Source organism: Reyranella sp. (assembly GCF_965227665.1).
Taxonomy (GTDB): Bacteria; Pseudomonadota; Alphaproteobacteria; order Reyranellales; family Reyranellaceae; genus Reyranella.
The window spans coordinates 2,736,249-2,753,020 of sequence record NZ_OZ245767.1; the positions used below are offsets into that span (position 1 = coordinate 2,736,249).

A 16,772-nucleotide genomic window follows, 5' to 3' on the forward strand; every position below is an offset into this window, starting at 1 on the left:
CGGCCTCAGCCTTCCTTGCGCAATTCCTCGAACACTTCCTTGGCGGTGAGCAGCGCCTCGCGCACCGACGGGAGGCCGATATAGCCGCAAAGATGCATCAGCGCCTCGGACAATTCATCCTCCGTCCAGCCTTGGCGGCGGGCCATCCGCAGGTGGATGGCAAGTTCCGGCCAACGCGCCTGGGCCGTGTCCGAAATGACGCAGATCAGGGTCTTCGTCTTGAGGTCGAGGCCGGGGCGCGACCACAGCATGCCGAAGACCGCCTCGCGGGCGTAGTCGCCGAACTTCTGCATCATGGGATCGTCGTAGACCGACTTGTTCATGTCGGCGGCGAATTTCTCGCCCATCAGGCTGGCCCGCATCTCCGTGCCCTTCCTGTAATTGTCGCTCTCCGCCATCGTTTCCTCCTTTGTTACGATTTCTGGACTGCAGCGTCCCGGAATTCGCGGTTAGGATCAATTGTCCAAGGGGAGAGTTGACCGAACGATGGCCGCCAGCGGCACTGTAGTTGAACCCGCCGGCCGGGGGCGCCGGGCGGCGCTTACCCTGGCGGCTCTCGGAGTCGTCTTCGGCGACATCGGCACCAGCCCGCTCTACACGGTCAAGGAGTGCTTCAGCGAGTACACCGGCATCCAGCCCACGCACGACAACGTGCTGGGCATGCTCTCGCTCATCACCTGGGCGCTGATCGTCGTCGTGACGCTGAAATACGTGGCCGTCGTCATGCGCGCCGACAACAAGGGCGAGGGAGGCGTGCTGGCACTGATGGCGCTGGTCTCCAGCCAGGCGAACATTTCGTCGGAGTGGCGTCGCCGCTTCTATCTGATGCTGGGCGTGGCCGGCGCGGCGCTGTTCTACGGCGACTGCCTGCTGACGCCCGCCATTTCGGTTCTGAGCGCCGTCGAGGGCCTGACCGTCGCCACCCCGGCCTTCCAGCCGATGGTGATACCGATTGCAATTGGCGTCATCGTCGCGCTGTTCTCGGTCCAGCATTTCGGCACCAGCGGCATCGGCAAATGGTTCGGGCCGATAACACTCATCTGGTTCATCGTGCTGGCGGTGCTCGGCGCGCACCAGATCGTGCAACGCCCGGAAGTTCTGGCGGCGCTGTCGCCACACCACGCGGTGGGCTTCGCCCTGCGCGAGAAATTCGTCGCCTTCATCGCCCTGGGCGCGATCACGCTCGCCATCACCGGCGCCGAGGCGCTGTATGCCGACATGGGCCATTTCGGCGCCCGGCCCATCCGCCTCGCCTGGCTCGGTCTGGTGCTGCCGGCGCTGCTGCTCAACTATTATGGGCAGGGCGCCCTGATCCTGAGCGACCCGACCGCGCTCGCCAATCCGTTCTTCAATCTCGCCCCCGACTGGGCGCTCTATCCGCTGGTCGGCCTGGCCACCGCCGCCACCGTGATCGCTTCGCAGGCAACAATCTCGGGTGCCTTCTCGATGGCCAAGCAGGCCGCCCTGCTCGGTCTCAGCCCGAGGGTTCACATCCGGCACACCTCGGCCAGCGAATTCGGCCAGGTCTATCTGCCCGTGGTCAACTGGCTGCAGATGCTGGGCGTCGTCATCCTGATCATGGCCTTCAAGTCGTCGACCAATCTCGCCTCGGCCTACGGCATCGCCGTCACCGGAACGATGCTGATCACCAGCACGCTGGTGTTCGTGCTGGCCGTGCGCTGCTGGAACTGGGGCTGGCCGCTCAGCATCCTCGTCTTCTGCAGCTTCATGGCCCTCGACCTGGCGCTGCTCTCGTCCAACATGCTGAAGTTCCTCGACGGCGGCTGGGTGCCACTGGCGATCGCCGCGGTGATCTTCCTCTGCATGTGGACCTGGCGGACCGGCCGGGCGGCCGTGACCAAGCACGAGCAAGCGGAGGCGCTCCCTCTGGAAACGCTGCTCGAAAGCATCAATCCGGCCCGCGTACACCGGCCGCAAGGCACCGCCGTCTACCTGACCGCCACTTCCACCAACGCGCCGCGGTCGCTGATGCACAACCTGAAGCACAATGAGGTGCTGCACGAGCATGTCGTGCTGCTCAGCATCGAGGTCGCGGACATACCCTTCGTATCCGCGGAAGGCCGAAGCCAGGTCACGCATCTCGGCAAGGGCGTGCACCGGGTCGTGCTGCATTACGGTTTCATGGAGCAGCCCGACGTGCCGAGCGGCCTCACGCTGCTCGAGGACAAGGGCATACCGTTCGACCCGATGCGAACGTCCTACTTCATCGGCCGCAACACCTACATGGAGGCGAGCACGCCGCTGCTGCCGCGCTGGCAGGAGAAACTCTTCCTCGCCCTGTCGCGCGTTGCCGCCAGCGCCGGCGACTTCTTCGGCTTGCCGACCAATCGCGTGGTCGAGTTGGGCAGCCGAATCGAAATCTAACAGCCTGTTGGAACAGATTTTTGCAGGTACCGGCGGTCAACATCGACCCGTACGCGGTACCAGGATACCGGTTTCAGGGGTGCGACTCTCGATTCGACTGATTCGTTTATTTCGTTTGTTTCGTTTATTCGCCAGGATCCGGCTTTTTCAGCGGCCTGCCAGAGCCCGCCTGGACGAGATGGAATCGAAGCGAGCATCCCCACAAGACCTCCAGCCCTTCACCATTCGCCGCAACCGAACTTCAGCAAGTTGCCGTGCGGATCGTGAATGTAGAATTCCCTCATGTTCCACGGCCGCACCACGAAGGGGGACAGGTTGGGCACGCCGCGTGCCGAGTACTCCTCGTGGAGTGCGGCGACCTGACCGCCGCGGATGTAGCAGGACGTGTTCTCGGGAAACCGCCGATCGTCAGTCTTCCAGAAATGCAGTTCCATGTCGTCGCGTTTGACGATCAGGTAGCTGCCGTCCCGATAGCCGACCGCGAAGCCCAGCCAGTCGACATAGAAGGCGCTGGTCTCGGCGATGTCGAGGGAAGCGAGGATCGGTATCGTACGGGCGAAATCGACCGTCATGCATCGAAGCCGGACAGGGAGACCGCCTCCCGCGCCGGCGGCTGATGGCCGCGCGACAGGAGATCTCCCAGCCGGGCGAAGATGCGGCCTGCTTCGGTGCAGCCGACATCCTGGGCCACCGCCTCGGCGGCAACGTTGAGCAACGCGTTGCCGGCGAGGTCGCGACACTCCACGGGCAGGCCTTCGACCGCATCCGCGATCACGCGCATGGCGTGCTGCAGGTCGGAGAGGCGATCGGGCATCGGGGCGGTCATGGCAGGGGCTTTCAATTGAGGCGACCGGCGGCGGCACCGGCGGGCGGAGCGATGCGGAGGCCCGCAGCGGCAAGCGCGATGGCAAAGGCTTTCAGGCGAATGGCGGCCACGCGGGAGGCGGTGGGCGCCATCATGATGTCGAGCGATGCCAGGAGCGGACCGTCGTGATCGGCCTGGGCAAGCCCGCACAGCGCCACCAGCACCGCTTCGTCGTGGCTGACGCTCGAACAGGCCGGCACGTGAATGTCCATGGCGCGTCGGGCGCCGAACAGGAACGCGTCCATGGCGATCGCGAAGTCCGGCAGCGCCTCTAGGACGCCCGCGACCTTGAAGCCGCGATGGAGAGTCGAGCCCTCGCGCGGCAACGCGCGGTCCTGCTGCCACTGCCGCAGGGCCCACAGCACGAAGCGCTCGCTCAACGGCAGGGCGCAGGCACAGCCGGGCCTTCCGCAGCCCTTCCCGAGGTCACGCTGCGCGGTCTCAAGCCTCTGTTCCTGAACGATTTCCATGGCCTCACCAGGGTTGAACGATCTTGACTGTGTTTCCAGTCTATGCAATTAAGAGTCGTTCGCAAGATTAAAGCGGAAGCGAGAGCCGAGATGAACGAGATGACGCGTCCCCTTCGGGCGTCGGATGCGCAGAGCGACAGGCTGGAAGTCACGCTTCCCGCCATTGAGAGCGCGGCGCTTCTCCAGGGACGGCGCGAACTCATGATCCGCCACGGAGTCGAACTGTATCGGCTGCGCCTCACCGCCTCGAACAAACTCATTCTGACGAAGTAATTCCAAGACCCCGAGGGGCCATCCCTCCTCGGTCAAACTGCCCAGCCAGCCGGTCCCGCGAGGGTCCCGCACGCCAGGCGTCCTTTTTTTCCTGGGGACCTGGCTCAAATGAAGCTGCGCATCGTCTACACGCTGATGGCCACCACGGCCCTCTGCGCACCTCTTGCCACGCCCACCTGGGCACAGACGCCGGCTACGCCCCCTGTCGCGGATCCCACCCAGGCCCCGCCGGCCGCCCAGGCCGTACCCACGCAGCTCGACGCCGTGACGACGGCTGCCATGCGCAGCCGGCGGCCGCTCGACGACGTGCCGGCCACCGTCTCCGTGATCACGACCGAGAACATCGATCGCGAGAACATGCAGGACGTCCGCGATCTCGTTCGCAACGAGCCTGGCGTCACCGTCGGCAACAATCCGGGTCGTGCCGGGTTCCAGAACTTCGTGATCCGCGGCATCGGGGGCAATCGCGTGCTGCTCATGGTCGACGGCATGCGCACGCCCGACTTTCCCGACAGCAACCAGGGCGCCGCCACCTACTCGCGCGAGCAGCCCGACCTCGAGGACATCAAGCGGGTCGAGATCATCCGCGGCCCCGCCTCGGCGCTCTACGGGTCCGACGCGATCGGCGGCGTGGTGGCCTACACGACCAAGGATCCCGGCGACTACATGCGCGAGGGCAAGGACGTCTATGCCAGCGCCAAGGCCGCCTATAGCGGTGCGAACCAGCAGTTCTCCGAATCGTTCACCGGCGCGGTGCGCTCGGGCAACGTCGAGTTCATGGGCATCTACACGCGGCGCGACGGCCAGGAATTCCAGCCGGCGCAGACGACGGTCAGCCCCAATCCTACGACCTTTTACAACAACAACTTCTTCGCCAAGCTGGTGATCAAGCCGACCGAGGTCGACACGATCCGCCTGACCGGCTCCTACAATCAGAGCGGACAGAGCACCAACATGCTCAGCGCCGTCGGCACCTTCCCCAGCCTGTTCGCCCGGATCTACGACGAGTGGGGCCAGGACTATACCAACACCTACCGGATCAGCGCCCAGTGGGAGCACAATGCGCCGATCGGCTTCGTCGACCGGCTGAGCTTCCTCGCCTATTTCAACTCGGTCTATACCCAGGCCGATACCTATACTTTGCGCGGCGGGGTCACCAGCGTCGTCCCGAGCAATGCCCGCACCTCGCAGTTCTACTACACGCAGAACGTCACCGGCGCCGAGCTGCAGATGCACACCGATCGCGAGATCGGCGGCCTCGACAACTTCTTCACCTATGGCGCGAGCTTCTCCTGGACGACGACGACCCGGCCGCGCAACCGCACGCAGATCACCCTCGCGACCGGCGCAACCACGAACTCCGTCGGCGGCGAGCTGTATCCAAACAAGAACTTCCCCGACACCGACACGGTGCAGGCCGGCATCTACGTGCAGGATGAGATCAGCGCGCTGGGCGGCCGCCTGAAGATCACGCCGGCGGTGCGCCTCGACTACTACAATATGACGCCCAATCCCGATAAGTACTTCTGGAACTCGACGGGCGCTACGCTCAACGCCGTGCCCTCGGCCACCACCTACGTCTCGGCCTCGCCCAAGCTCGGCCTGCTGTATCACTTCAACGATACCTATTCGGGCTACTTCCAGTACGCGACGGGCTTCCGGGCGCCGCCCTACGACAACGCGAACTTCGGCTTCACCAATGCGGCGTCGTTCTACCAGATCCTGCCCAACGCCAACCTGAAGCCCGAGACGGCCAACTCCTTCGAAGTCGGCTTCCGCGGCAAGTACGAGAACGGATCGAGCTGGCAGCTCACCGGCTTCTACAACCTCTACAACAACTTCCTCGAAACCACCGTCGTCGGCATGGTCGGCCCGGTCACGCAGTATCAGTACGTCAACCTCACCAACGTGACGATCTGGGGCATCGAGGCGCGCGGCGAATACCGCTTCGCGCCGGAATGGGCGGTGGCCGGCTGGACGGCCTTCGCGCAGGGCACCGACACCAGAACCGGCCTGCCGGTCGATTCGGTGTCGCCGTGGACCACCCAGGCCCGCATCCGTTACGGCTTCGACAAGGGCGTCACGGCGCAGCTCATCGGCACGGTGGCGGCGGCTCACACCCAGGTCAGCAGCCCGACCTATTTCCAGGCGCCGGCCTATTTCAATCTCGACGCCACCGTCGGCTACGTCTTCAACGACCATTTCAAGATCAATGCCGGCGCGTTCAACATCACCAACGCCAAGTACTGGAATGCGCCGGACACGATCGGCCTCTCGCCGACCAATCCGCAGCTCGATCTCTACGCGCAGCCCGGCCGCTACTTCGGCGTCAACCTCCTGGCCAAATGGTAGTCCCGGCAGCCCTCTCTGCCGAGCGACTGCCGGCGCCACCGGCACGCGGTCCCCGCGTGCCGGTGGCGTTGTCGCTTGCACTGCATGGGCTGGCCATCGTTCCCCTTCTTCTCGCCGGCATGTCCGGCAGCAGCGCCAACGCCGACGAGCCGGCGCTGATGGTCGAGCTCTCGCTGGCAGCACCCACCGCCGGACCCGCGGTGGAAGCCGATCAGCCCGCGACCCCGCCCGAGGCGCAGCAGCATCCCGAAGCGCCGACGCCGCCGGTCGAGCAGACCGAGGCGACACCGGAGCCCGAGCCGGAGCCACTCCCGCCGCTGCAGGAGGTGGCCGCCGCGGAACCCGAGATCAAACTCGATCTGCCCCCGCCCGACGAGCCGCCACCACCGACCGCTGCCGAGCTGAAGCCCGTCCCCCCGTCCAAACCAAAGCCGCCACAGCCCAAGCCCGCGGCGGCGCCGCGTCCGACGGCACAGGCCGCGGTCACGAAGGCCCCCTCCCCCGACGTCGGCAATGCCAGCGTCACGCAGCAGCAGGCCGCCTCCTCCTCGTCGCTCGTCGTGTTCGAGGGCAAGCCGCGCTACCGGATTCCCCCCACGCCGGCCGTCTATCCGCCGCGCTCCATCGAGCTTGGCCAGCAGGGCGAGGTGCTGGTGCGGGTCCGCCTCGAACCCGACGGCGCCGCCGCCGAGATCGTGCTGTGGCGCAGCAGCAGTTTTCCCCTGCTCGATCGCGCCGCGCTGAGCGCCGTGCGCGGCTGGCATTTCCTTCCGGCCCTGCGCGACGGCCGCCCGGTCGCCGCCTGGGTGGAGATTCCGGTTCGATTTCATCTTCGTTGAAAGGACAGCCCATGCTCTCATCCACCAACTCAGACCTCGCGGCCCGCTGGAACGCCTTGCGCGGCGAGAAGCCTGCGCTGCGCATCCGCGATGCAGCCACGACCCTGGGCGTCAGCGAAGCCGAGCTGGTCGCGCTGGGCATGGGCAGGACCGCGACGCCGCTGAAGCCCGACTGGCGCGGCATCCTGAACGACATGCAAGAGGTCGGCCGCGTCATGTGTCTGACCCGCAACGACCATTGCGTGCACGAACGCCATGGCCGCTTCGAGGGCGTCGACGTCAAGGGCCATCATGGCATCGTGCTGGGACCGGATATCGACCTTCGCCTGTTCCTCGGCTCGTGGAAGCACGGCTTCGCCGTGCGCGAGCCACTGCAGCAGGGTGAACGGCTCAGCCTGCAGTTCTTCGACGGCGCCGGCGACGCCGTGCACAAGATCTACGCCACCGAGGAGACCGATCGCCCGGCCTTCGACGCCCTGATCGCACGCTACACGTCAGCACCGGGCGACCTGACGATCGTCGCGCGCAAGGCCTCTGCGACCGACCGTCCCGACCGCGAGATCGACGTCGAGGGCCTGCGTGCCGCCTGGCTCGGCATGAAGGACACCCACGAGTTCTTCGGCATGCTGGGCAGGTTCGGCGTCGGCCGCGTCCAGGCGCTGCGCCTGGTCGGGGAGGATCTCACCCGCGAACTGCCGGTGCGCGGGTTGCGCAGCGCTTTCGAAGCCGCGGCCGCAGACGGCACGCCGATCATGGTCTTCGTCGGCAGCCATGGCTGCATCCAGATCCATACCGGTCCGGTGAAGCGCCTGGTCGAGGCGCACGGCTGGTTCAACATCCTCGATCCCGACTTCAACATGCACCTGCGCGAAGACGGCATCGCCCGCGTCTTCTCGGTGCGCAAGCCCACCGAGGACGGCATCGTCACCTCGATCGAGGCCTTCGACGCCCACAACCGCAACATCCTGCTGATGTTCGGCGCCCGCAAGCCCGGCAATCCCGAGCTCGAGGGCTGGCGCGCTATCGTCGCGCGCGTCGAGAAGCAGGCGGCGTCGTGATGCGGCGCCGCACTGCTTTCGGGATGGTCCTGGGCGCGGCAGCCGCCGCCGCCCTGCCGGCCCACGCGCAGCAGCCGCCGCGCATCGTGGCGGTCGGCAGCTCCATCACCGAAATCGTCTATGCGCTCGGCGCGGAAAAACTGCTGGTCGGTGTCGATACGACCAGCCTGTACCCCGAGGCGGCGCGGAAGCTGCCGCAGGTCGGCTATATGCGCGCGCTGTCGGCCGAGGGCGTGCTCTCGCTGAAGCCGACCCTGATCATCGCGACGACCGCGGCCGGACCGGCCGGCGCGCTCGACCAGCTCAAGGCGACGGGCATCGAGATCATGATCCTGCCCGACCTCTACGACTATGACAGCGTGACCGCCAAGATCGCCGCCATCGGCAAGGTGACGGGCAAGATCGCCGAAGCCGATGCGATGATCGCCCGGGGACGCGCCGCGATGCAGGCGCTCGCGGGCAGGCTGGCCGCCGTGAAGAGCCATCCGCGCGTGCTGTTCCTGCTGTCGATGACCGGCGGCGCGCCTCAAGCCGCGGGCCGCGACACCGCCGCAGCCGGCATCATCAAGCTGGCGGGCGGCATCAATGCGGTCGATGGCTATTCCGGTTACCGGCCGCTGACGCCTGAGTCGGTCATCGCGTCGAAGGCCGACTTCGTGCTGGTGACGCGCCAGACCGTCGAGGCGATGGGCGGCAAGCAGGCCATCCTCGACCAGCCGTCACTCAATCGCACGCCGGCCGGCAAGGCCGGCAGGATCATCGAATTCGACACGCTGCTCCTGCTGGGCTTCGGTCCGCGCACGCCGGAGGCGGCCCAGGAACTGGCCATGGCGCTTCATCCAGACCTCGCCCGCGCACCGTGACGGCACTCGCCTTGCGCCGCCCGATCCCGCTGTTCGCGCTCGCCGCCCTGGCGAGCGTGATCGCCAGCCTCTGCATCGGCGCCTTCCCCGTGGGCTTCGACCAGATCCTGTCGGCCGTCGGCCTGTCGAACGCGCCGCTCGACGACACGACAGCTGCGGTCCTCTACGCGATCCGCGCCCCGCGCGTGGTCGCGGCCTTCGCGGTCGGCGCCGCGCTGGCGGCCGGCGGCGCCGCGATGCAGAGCCTGTTCCGCAACCCGCTGGCCGATCCCGGCCTGCTGGGCGTGTCGAGCGGCGCCGCACTTGCGGCTGTATCGACGATCGTGCTGGGCGAGAGGGTGATGCACATCGTGCCGCCGGACCTGCGCCCCTGGTGCCTGCCGATCGCGGCCTTCCTCGGGGGGCTCGCCGCCACGATCGTCGTCTATCGCATCGCTGCGCGCGAAGGCATCACGCTGGTCGGAACACTCCTGCTGGCGGGCATCGCCATCAATGCGCTCACCTCGGCGGGCATCGGCATGCTGGTCTTCGTCGCTGACGACCAACAGCTTCGCACGCTCATCTTCTGGACGATGGGCGGCTTCGGCTCCGCCACGTGGGTCGCCATCCTGCCCGCGCTGCTGATCCTCCTGGTCAGCGTGCCGACCCTATTGCCGACCGCTCATCTGCTGGACGCGCTGGCGCTGGGCGAACGCGAGGCCGGCCATGTCGGCGTCGATGTCGAGCGATTGAAGAAGCGGCTCGTGGCCCAGGTGGCGCTGGCCGTCGGCGCCGGCGTGGCAATCTCCGGCATCGTGGGCTTCGTCGGCCTGATCGCGCCGCACATCGTCCGGCTGCTGCTCGGTCCGTCGCATCGGACCCTGCTGCCGGCCGCCGCCCTGTTTGGAGGCGCCTTCCTCGTGCTGGCCGATGCACTGGCCCGCACGCTGGTATCGCCGGCCGAGCTGCCGATCGGCGTCCTCACCGCCCTGGTGGGCGGCCCGTTCTTCCTGTGGCTTCTCGCCAGCCGCGCCGCGCGAGGTGGATTGTGAAGCTCCTGCAGGCCATCGGCATCGAGGTCCGGGCGCGGAACCGCTCGCTTCTGCGCGACGTCTCGCTCGACGTCGCGCCGGGCGAATTCGTGGCGATCATCGGGCCAAACGGCGCGGGCAAGAGCACCTTGCTGAACGCGCTGGCGGGCGATCGGGTCCTGTCATCGGGCGAGATCCTGCTCGATGGGCGGCCGATGACCCATTGGAGCAAGCTGGAACTCGCGCGCCGTCGCGCCGTGCTGCCGCAGCATTCGGCCGTCGCCTTCGACTTCACCGGCCTGCAGATTGCGGTGCTGGGGTTGCTGGCCTTCCGTGGTGCCCTGTCGGAGGGGCGCATGCGGGCGCTGGCCGAGCAGGCGCTGGCCGAAACCGAGGCGCTCGCCTTTGCCGACCGTCCCTACACCGTTCTGTCCGGTGGCGAACGCCAGCGTGTCCAGCTCGCCCGCGTGCTGGCCCAGTGCGACGCAGATCCCGGCGCCGCGCCGTTCCTGCTGCTCGACGAGCCGATCACCGGCCTCGATCTTTCCCACCAGCACGCCGCCCTCGCCAGCGCCCGCCGACGGGCCGACCGCGGACTGGGCGTGCTGGCGGTCCTGCACGACCTCAACATGGCGGCGCGTTACGCCGACCGGGTAGGCATCGTCGAGAATGGCCGTGTGACCAATCTGGGGCCGACGCGCCAGACGCTTGATCCCGACCGGCTCTCGGCCGTTTTCGCGACACCAATCGTGCGAATCGAAGCCGCCGGCGGGACGGCCTTCCTCAGTCCGGGCTGATTCACCGCGGTTCGGTGTTCAATCCGACATAAACCCGCCGGATTCGAACGATGTTATGATGCTTCAGCCAGCCATCATAAGTCCGACCTCAGGCACCCATGGGCGAACGCCCCACTTTGTTGATGACGACCCGACTGGGTGTGCGCCCTCTGGGCGTGCGGGGCGAACCGCTGCATGCGGTCGCGGGCCAGTTGCTGTCCGTCATCCGCCGTCGCCTGGGCGACGGTGCGGCCGACCTCCTGGCCGATCCGCAGCTTCGCGAATCCGGTGACGGCATCGACTGGTACGCCGCACGCGGCGGGAGCGTGCAACGCCTCGCGGAACTCAGCGAAGACCAACGCGCAGAGGTCCTGCGGACCGTCGAGGAGCGGCTGTCCGCCATCCGGTCGCTCGGCGCGCAACTCATGGGGTCCCAGACCAGCGAAGAGGCCCGCCTGATCGGCCGCTCGCTGGAACTGTCGACGTCGCGCCCCTCGGACGATTTCGTCTTCGTCGTCGACGGACAGCCGGTGATCGTCGCCTGGGGCTACGAAGCCGATGCCGCTGCGAGCCTGCAGGCCTTCCAGCTGGCGACCGTTCCGCCGGCAGCCATTCCGCAGGCCGTGTTTGCCAGCGCCCCGGCGTCGGCGATGCTGCCGGCAGCGCAGATCGTGGGCTGGGCGCCCTGGGTCCGGGCCCTGCTGTTCGGCGTGCTCCTTCTGCTCCTGCTGCTCCTCACGTCGTGGCTGCTGCGGACCTGTGTGCCGGTCGATCCCTCCGTGAACGTGGCGACGCTCGAGACGCCGGCGCCCCCGGCCCCCGAAGCGCCGCCCGATCCGACACCGCTGCTGAAGGCAGCCCTCGACTCGGCCGCCGATGAGGAACGCAAGCTCAAGGCGGAGCTGGCCTCGCTCGAAGCCGAGCTGAAGGACAAGCTCGAACAGTGCAAGCCGATCGAACCGCCCAAGCCGCCGCCGCCTCCGCCGCCGGTCGCGAAGGTCGATCCGCCGAAGCCGCCGCCCCCGCCGCCCGCCCCCAAGCCGCAGCAGCAAGCCGCCGCGCCGCCGGTCAGCCGGCCGCCGCCCGGCCAGCTCCCCTGTGACTGGTCAGGCGATTCCGGCGGCGAAGGCGTGACGCGCAACAAGCACTATCTCGGCGACAAGCCGGGCTTCGTGGCGCTGAACTATCAGCTGTTCCAGCGGCCCGACGACATCAAGGTGATCTATCGCGGCCAGAACATCGCCGGAACCGGCGGCCCTCGCAGTGGCCGCGGCGGCTTCGGATTCGACTGGAATCCGGTGGCCGGGGATTATTCGGTCGATGTGATCGTAACGGGTGAGCAATGGGGTACGCGCTGGAATTATGCCATTTCCTGCCCCCGCGGCAGCAGACGGTAAGGAGCTGAGATGGCCGCAGGTCCGCTCCTTGTCAGTGAACCGCTGCAGCGCTTTCGCGCGCTGGGCCTTGCCGGCGATCCGGTCTGGCGCGCGGCGGGACAGCTGCGCGCCGCCATCGCCGCGCGTCTCTCGCGCGAGCATGCCGACCTGTTGGCTGTGCCGGAGGCCGAGCCGAGCGGCCGCACCATCAACTGGTATGCGCCATTCGACGGCGAGGTGAAGCGCCTCGGCGATCTCGGCGAAGTCGAGCGGCGCGAGATGCTCGACAGGGTGCAGCGTCTGCACGGTGAGATCGCGGGCCTCGCGACCCAGATGGAAGCGGCCGAACGGTCCAGTGCCGAACAGAACTTCGCGCGCCTGCTGCGCCACGCCCTGACCGCCCCCGGAGAGGAAACGCTCTACGTCGTCGACGGACGTCCGGTGATGGCCTTCTGGGGGTTCACCGCCGAAGCGGCCCTGCCCGGCGTGTTTTTCGCCAGCCCGCCGCCGGCGGTGGCGGTGGCGGGCGCGGGCTCGATGCGCGCCGCGGCGCCTGGCCTCGCCCGTCCCGACGCCGTGCTGGCCTCGGCACCCGCGGTTGCCGCCATCGCGGCGCCGCGGACCGTGTGGTGGCAGTGGCTCCTGCTGGGCGTGGTGCTGATGCTGATCCTGGCGCTGCTGGCCTGGCTCGTGCGGCCCTATCTGCCGCGCATCGAACCCTATCTCGAGGCCGAAGCGCGCGAGCGGGCACTGGGATTTGCCGTCCGCCAGCCGGCGGAACTGCAGCAGGTTCGCGCCGCGACTCTGGTGCAGGACAACGAGGAACTGCGTCTCGAACTGGCGCGCCTCACCGACGAGCTGTCACGGCGCGGCGGCGATTGCGCCGCCGGCGTGATCGGACCGGGCGGTGTGATCGTCGGCTCGCCCGGCGGCCCGCCGATCGAACGTGGCGCCGGCCCCGATCTCGGCATGGCCGCAAACGACGCGGCGAAGGATGCGAACAAGCCGGATGCCAAGAACGCTGACGCGAAGGGACCCGACGAGCAGAACAAGGACAAGAGCGCCGCGGCGCCCAACGATCCGAAGAATGATGCCGGCAATGGCAAGAAGGACGAGCCCAAGCCGATGGTGGTGCCGCCCGAGGCGAAGCAGAAGCAGGACCTCGCCTTCCTGAAGGGCGACTGGCGCTCGCGCACGGGGCTCGCCACCGCGACCGGCGAGAAGGATCTGCGCCCCAACTACACGCTCGATGACAAGGGCAAGGGCAAGGTGTCCTTCACGCAGAAGAACGGCGCCACCTGCGAGGCGCCGGCCGAGGCGCGCTGGGACGGCACCAAGCTGGTGATCGAGGAAAAGAGCAATCCGCGCTGCAGCGACGGCAAGACCTACGCCCGCAACACCGTGAACTGCGAAATCGGCGCCGACGGCGCGGCGCAATGCAAGGGTAGCCAGCCCGGCGACCCGCGCAGCTACAAGGTGCAGATCGGACGCTGAGCCCCTACATACATACGCATGAAGATGGCCGTACTGGATTGACATGAGCGACCTCGCCCGCCTGCCGAGCTATCCCAGCCCGACGACGCTGATTGCCCGCTCCGGCATCCAGTTCCTCGATTTCGGCTTCGATCCCGTTCGCCTCAAGGTGCGCGAATGGGGTTTTCATGACGCCGCGGCAACCAAAGCGGTCGACGACCTGGTTCAGCTCGACTTCGACGAGGGCCGCGGCCAGTACGAGGTGGTCGAGAACGGCCGCCGCCGCGCCGCCGATCCGAACCTGGTCATCACCGCGAAGGATGCGCTCGCGCCCTTTCTCGACAAGTGGGTCCCGGTGCCGTTCCTCCAGGTGCGGCCCAATAACCAGTTCCGCGAGGGTCCGGCCGACTGGGCGCGCGTACGCGTGGTCGACCTCGAGGCGCGCTACGGATCGGGGTATCGCGACGAACAGGGCAACCGGTACCGCGCGGTGCTGGCCTTCGACACCGGCCTGATCGCCGAAGCCGAAGGCCGGGCCTATCTCGCGCCGTCACCCAAGGATGTGACCGCCGGCGCGCTGTTTGCGCTGGCCCCGCAGCAGCGGGCCAATCACTGGCTGCTGCGCCAGAGCTGGATGGTCCAATGGCTCGAAGAGCTGTTCCATGAACTTCATCCACGCGCGACCGCGGAAGAGATCGACAGCGACATCAAGCAGAAGCCGCAGGAAGCCACGGCGCGCTATCTTGCCTTCCTGGGCCTGCTCGCCGCCGCCGCGCACTTCCCGCCGGTGAAGCTGGTGGGCGACGCCGAGCGGCCGGGCCGCGGCGCGATCGAAGTGGATCTCGTGCTCGACGTCGGCAACTCGCGGACCTGCGGCCTCTTGATCGAGGCGGCGGGCGAACTCGGCGTCAACCTCAACGATTCCTACGAGCTCGCGCTGCGCGACCTCTCGCATCCCGAGGTCGTCCACACGCGCCCCTTCGAATCGCGCGTCGAGTTCGCGCAGGCCTGGTTCGGCAAGAATCACCTCTCGCGTCTCGGCGGGCGCGCCGATGCCTTCGTCTGGCCGACCATGACACGTGTCGGTCCCGAGGCGACCCGGCTGGCGGCGCGCCGGCGCGGCACCGAGGGCAATACCGGCATGTCGAGCCCCAAGCGCTATCTGTGGGACGAGGAGCCGCAGACCCGCGAATGGCGCTTCAACGTCGCCTATGCCCAGGACCAGACGGCCATGCCGGCCGCGGCGGGACCGATGGCCCAGCTCGTGAACCAGAAGGGCGAGCCGCTGCACCTGGTCGATCCCGATGCCGATTCGGCGGACCACCTGCCGGTGTTCGAGCCGCTCTATTCGCGCTCCTCGGTGATGACCTTCGTGCTCACCGAAGTGCTGCTGCAGGCGCTGATGCTGATGAACTCGCCGCAGCAGCGCGGGCGGCGTGCCCACGCCGAGACGCCGCGCCGCCTGCGCCGCATCGTGCTCACTTTGCCGACCGGCATGCCGCTCGCCGAGCGCCTGATCTTCCGCAAGCGCGCAGAGGCGGCGCGCGATCTCGTCTGGATGATGATGGGCTGGAAGCTCGACGATCCGGCGGCGCCGGCGCCGCGCGTGCTGACCGACTGGGACGAGGCCAGCTGCACGCAGCTCGTCTACCTCTACACCGAAGTCGCGCGGAATTTTGGCGGCGACGCCCGGCGCTTCTTCCAGATCACGCGCAAGCCACGTGGCAAGCCGCCCGAGGACGTGCTCACCATCGCGAGCATCGATGTCGGCGGCGGCACGACCGACCTGATCATCAACGCCTACCGTCTGGAAGGTGCTGGCACGTCGGTCACCCTGTTCCCGGAGCAGAAGTTCCGCGAAGGCTTCAACGTCGCGGGCGACGACATCCTGCTGCGCGTGGTGCAGGCCCATGTGCTGCCGCCGATCGAGTCGGCGCTGCGCACCGCGGGCATCGCCAACCCGGCGGACCTGATGGCCGAGCTGGTGGGCGGCGACCGCGGCGGGGAGGACGTGATCCAGCGCAACCTCCGCCAGCAGTTCGCGCTGCAGATCGCCCATCCGCTGGCGCTGGAGTTCCTGCGAGCCGCCGAGACCTATGATCCGACGTCGGGCGTCGTCGCGGCCGAGCCGCGTCCCTACGAGACCTTCTTTCCCGGTGGCGCCAAGCCGTCGGAGGAGGTCGTCACCTTCGTGAACGAGGCGGCGCGCAAACGCGGCGCCCAGAACTTCGACCTGCGCGACGTCGTCTTCCCGGTCGACCTGCCGGGCCTCGACAAGACCGTTCGGGCCGAGATGGGACGTGTCCTGGCGCCGCTCGCGGAGATCGTGCACGCCTACGATTGCGACGTGCTGCTGCTCTCGGGCCGGCCGTCGCGCCTGCCGGGCATCCGCTCGCTGGTGATGGAGCTGCTGCCGCTGCCGCCGGAGCGGGTGATCTCGCTGCACGAGTACCGTGTCGGCGCCTGGTATCCGTTCCGCGATGCCCGACTGCGGGTGGAGGATCCGAAGACGACGGTTGCGGTGGGCGCGATGATCGCCGCACTCGCCCAGTCGCAGCTTCCGGATTTCTCCTTCCGCTCCGACCTTCTGCGCTCCAAGAGCATCGCCAAATTCATCGGCAAGCTCGACGGCGGCGGCCGCCTGCAGAAGGAAGACCTCGTCTTCCGCGACGTCGATCTCGACAATCGCGAATTCGAACTGCCGGAGGTCGCCTTCGAGTTCCGTGGCCCCATGTGGCTGGGCGCGCGACAGCTCGACCTGGCGCGCTGGCCGGCCGCGCGGCTCTACGCGCTCGAATTCGCCAAGCCGGAATATGCCGAACGCCATGCGCGCGAGACGCCGTTCCGGATCACGCTCGCTCGCGTGAAGCCCAAGGACAAGGATTCGGGCGACGTCGAACGGTTCCGCCTGCGCCAGGTGACCAACCGCGACGGCCGGGCCGTCGCGCTCGACCGCCTGACGCTCCGCCTCCAGACACTGCCGCGCCGTGAGGGCTACTGGCTCGACACCGGCATGCTCAAGACCGGTTAAA

The 16,772-nt window shown here is 67.7% G+C and carries 15 protein-coding genes; 11 read left to right on the top strand and 4 right to left on the bottom strand.

Going from position 1 to position 16,772, the window contains the following annotated elements; translation table 11 throughout:
• Window positions 1–5 precede the first annotated feature (5 nt).
• On the bottom strand, window positions 6–398 hold the full coding sequence (locus tag ACO07I_RS13215; protein WP_422018018.1) for a carboxymuconolactone decarboxylase family protein: 393 nt from the start codon (window positions 396–398) through the stop codon (window positions 6–8).
• A gap of 88 nt (window positions 399–486) precedes the next feature.
• On the opposite strand from ACO07I_RS13215, the gene ACO07I_RS13220 reads away from it, so the two are divergent.
• Complete coding sequence (locus ACO07I_RS13220) at window positions 487–2,385, top strand: potassium transporter Kup (protein ID WP_422018020.1); 1,899 nt, start codon at window positions 487–489, stop codon at window positions 2,383–2,385.
• 218 nt (window positions 2,386–2,603) lie between these two features.
• On the opposite strand, the gene ACO07I_RS13225 is transcribed toward ACO07I_RS13220, so the two are convergent.
• The 3 genes from ACO07I_RS13225 to ACO07I_RS13235 are packed head-to-tail and all read right to left on the bottom strand — an operon-like array spanning window position 2,604 to window position 3,720.
• Entirely contained in the window at window positions 2,604–2,957 is a 354-nt protein-coding gene (locus tag ACO07I_RS13225) for a bleomycin resistance protein (protein WP_422018022.1), read from the bottom strand.
• Window positions 2,954–3,211 (bottom strand): hypothetical protein, encoded by a 258-nt coding sequence (locus ACO07I_RS13230; protein WP_298311183.1) that lies wholly within the window; start codon window positions 3,209–3,211, stop codon window positions 2,954–2,956. The genes ACO07I_RS13225 and ACO07I_RS13230 overlap by 4 nt, the downstream gene beginning before the upstream one ends.
• A gap of 11 nt (window positions 3,212–3,222) precedes the next feature.
• Window positions 3,223–3,720 carry a hypothetical protein gene (locus tag ACO07I_RS13235; protein ID WP_422018024.1) on the bottom strand — a complete coding sequence of 166 codons (498 nt, stop codon included), beginning with the start codon at window positions 3,718–3,720 and terminating at the stop codon, window positions 3,223–3,225.
• 90 nt (window positions 3,721–3,810) lie between these two features.
• Between ACO07I_RS13235 and hemP the strand changes: the two genes are divergently transcribed.
• From hemP to ACO07I_RS13285, 10 genes are all read left to right on the top strand, one after another.
• Window positions 3,811–3,993 (top strand): hemin uptake protein HemP, encoded by a 183-nt coding sequence (gene hemP, locus ACO07I_RS13240; protein WP_422018026.1) that lies wholly within the window; start codon window positions 3,811–3,813, stop codon window positions 3,991–3,993.
• Window positions 3,994–4,101: 108 nt separating this feature from the next.
• Window positions 4,102–6,345 (top strand): TonB-dependent hemoglobin/transferrin/lactoferrin family receptor, encoded by a 2,244-nt coding sequence (locus ACO07I_RS13245; RefSeq protein ID WP_422018028.1) that lies wholly within the window; start codon window positions 4,102–4,104, stop codon window positions 6,343–6,345.
• A gap of 62 nt (window positions 6,346–6,407) precedes the next feature.
• Complete coding sequence (locus tag ACO07I_RS13250; RefSeq protein WP_422018030.1) at window positions 6,408–7,184, top strand: energy transducer TonB; 777 nt, start codon at window positions 6,408–6,410, stop codon at window positions 7,182–7,184.
• A gap of 11 nt (window positions 7,185–7,195) precedes the next feature.
• On the top strand, window positions 7,196–8,242 hold the full coding sequence (locus ACO07I_RS13255; protein WP_422018032.1) for a hemin-degrading factor: 1,047 nt from the start codon (window positions 7,196–7,198) through the stop codon (window positions 8,240–8,242).
• Complete coding sequence (locus ACO07I_RS13260; protein WP_422018034.1) at window positions 8,242–9,105, top strand: heme/hemin ABC transporter substrate-binding protein; 864 nt, start codon at window positions 8,242–8,244, stop codon at window positions 9,103–9,105. Before ACO07I_RS13255 ends, ACO07I_RS13260 begins: the two co-directional genes overlap by 1 nt.
• Window positions 9,102–10,136, top strand: a complete 1,035-nt coding sequence (locus ACO07I_RS13265; RefSeq protein WP_422018036.1) for a FecCD family ABC transporter permease — start codon at window positions 9,102–9,104, stop codon at window positions 10,134–10,136. The genes ACO07I_RS13260 and ACO07I_RS13265 overlap by 4 nt, the downstream gene beginning before the upstream one ends.
• On the top strand, window positions 10,133–10,912 hold the full coding sequence (locus ACO07I_RS13270) for a heme ABC transporter ATP-binding protein (protein ID WP_422018038.1): 780 nt from the start codon (window positions 10,133–10,135) through the stop codon (window positions 10,910–10,912). Before ACO07I_RS13265 ends, ACO07I_RS13270 begins: the two co-directional genes overlap by 4 nt.
• A gap of 98 nt (window positions 10,913–11,010) precedes the next feature.
• Window positions 11,011–12,288, top strand: a complete 1,278-nt coding sequence (locus ACO07I_RS13275; protein WP_422018040.1) for a hypothetical protein — start codon at window positions 11,011–11,013, stop codon at window positions 12,286–12,288.
• 9 nt (window positions 12,289–12,297) lie between these two features.
• Window positions 12,298–13,761, top strand: a complete 1,464-nt coding sequence (locus ACO07I_RS13280) for a hypothetical protein (RefSeq protein ID WP_422018042.1) — start codon at window positions 12,298–12,300, stop codon at window positions 13,759–13,761.
• Window positions 13,762–13,804: 43 nt separating this feature from the next.
• On the top strand, window positions 13,805–16,771 hold the full coding sequence (locus ACO07I_RS13285) for a virulence factor SrfB (protein ID WP_422018044.1): 2,967 nt from the start codon (window positions 13,805–13,807) through the stop codon (window positions 16,769–16,771).
• Window position 16,772: the final 1 nt, after the last annotated feature.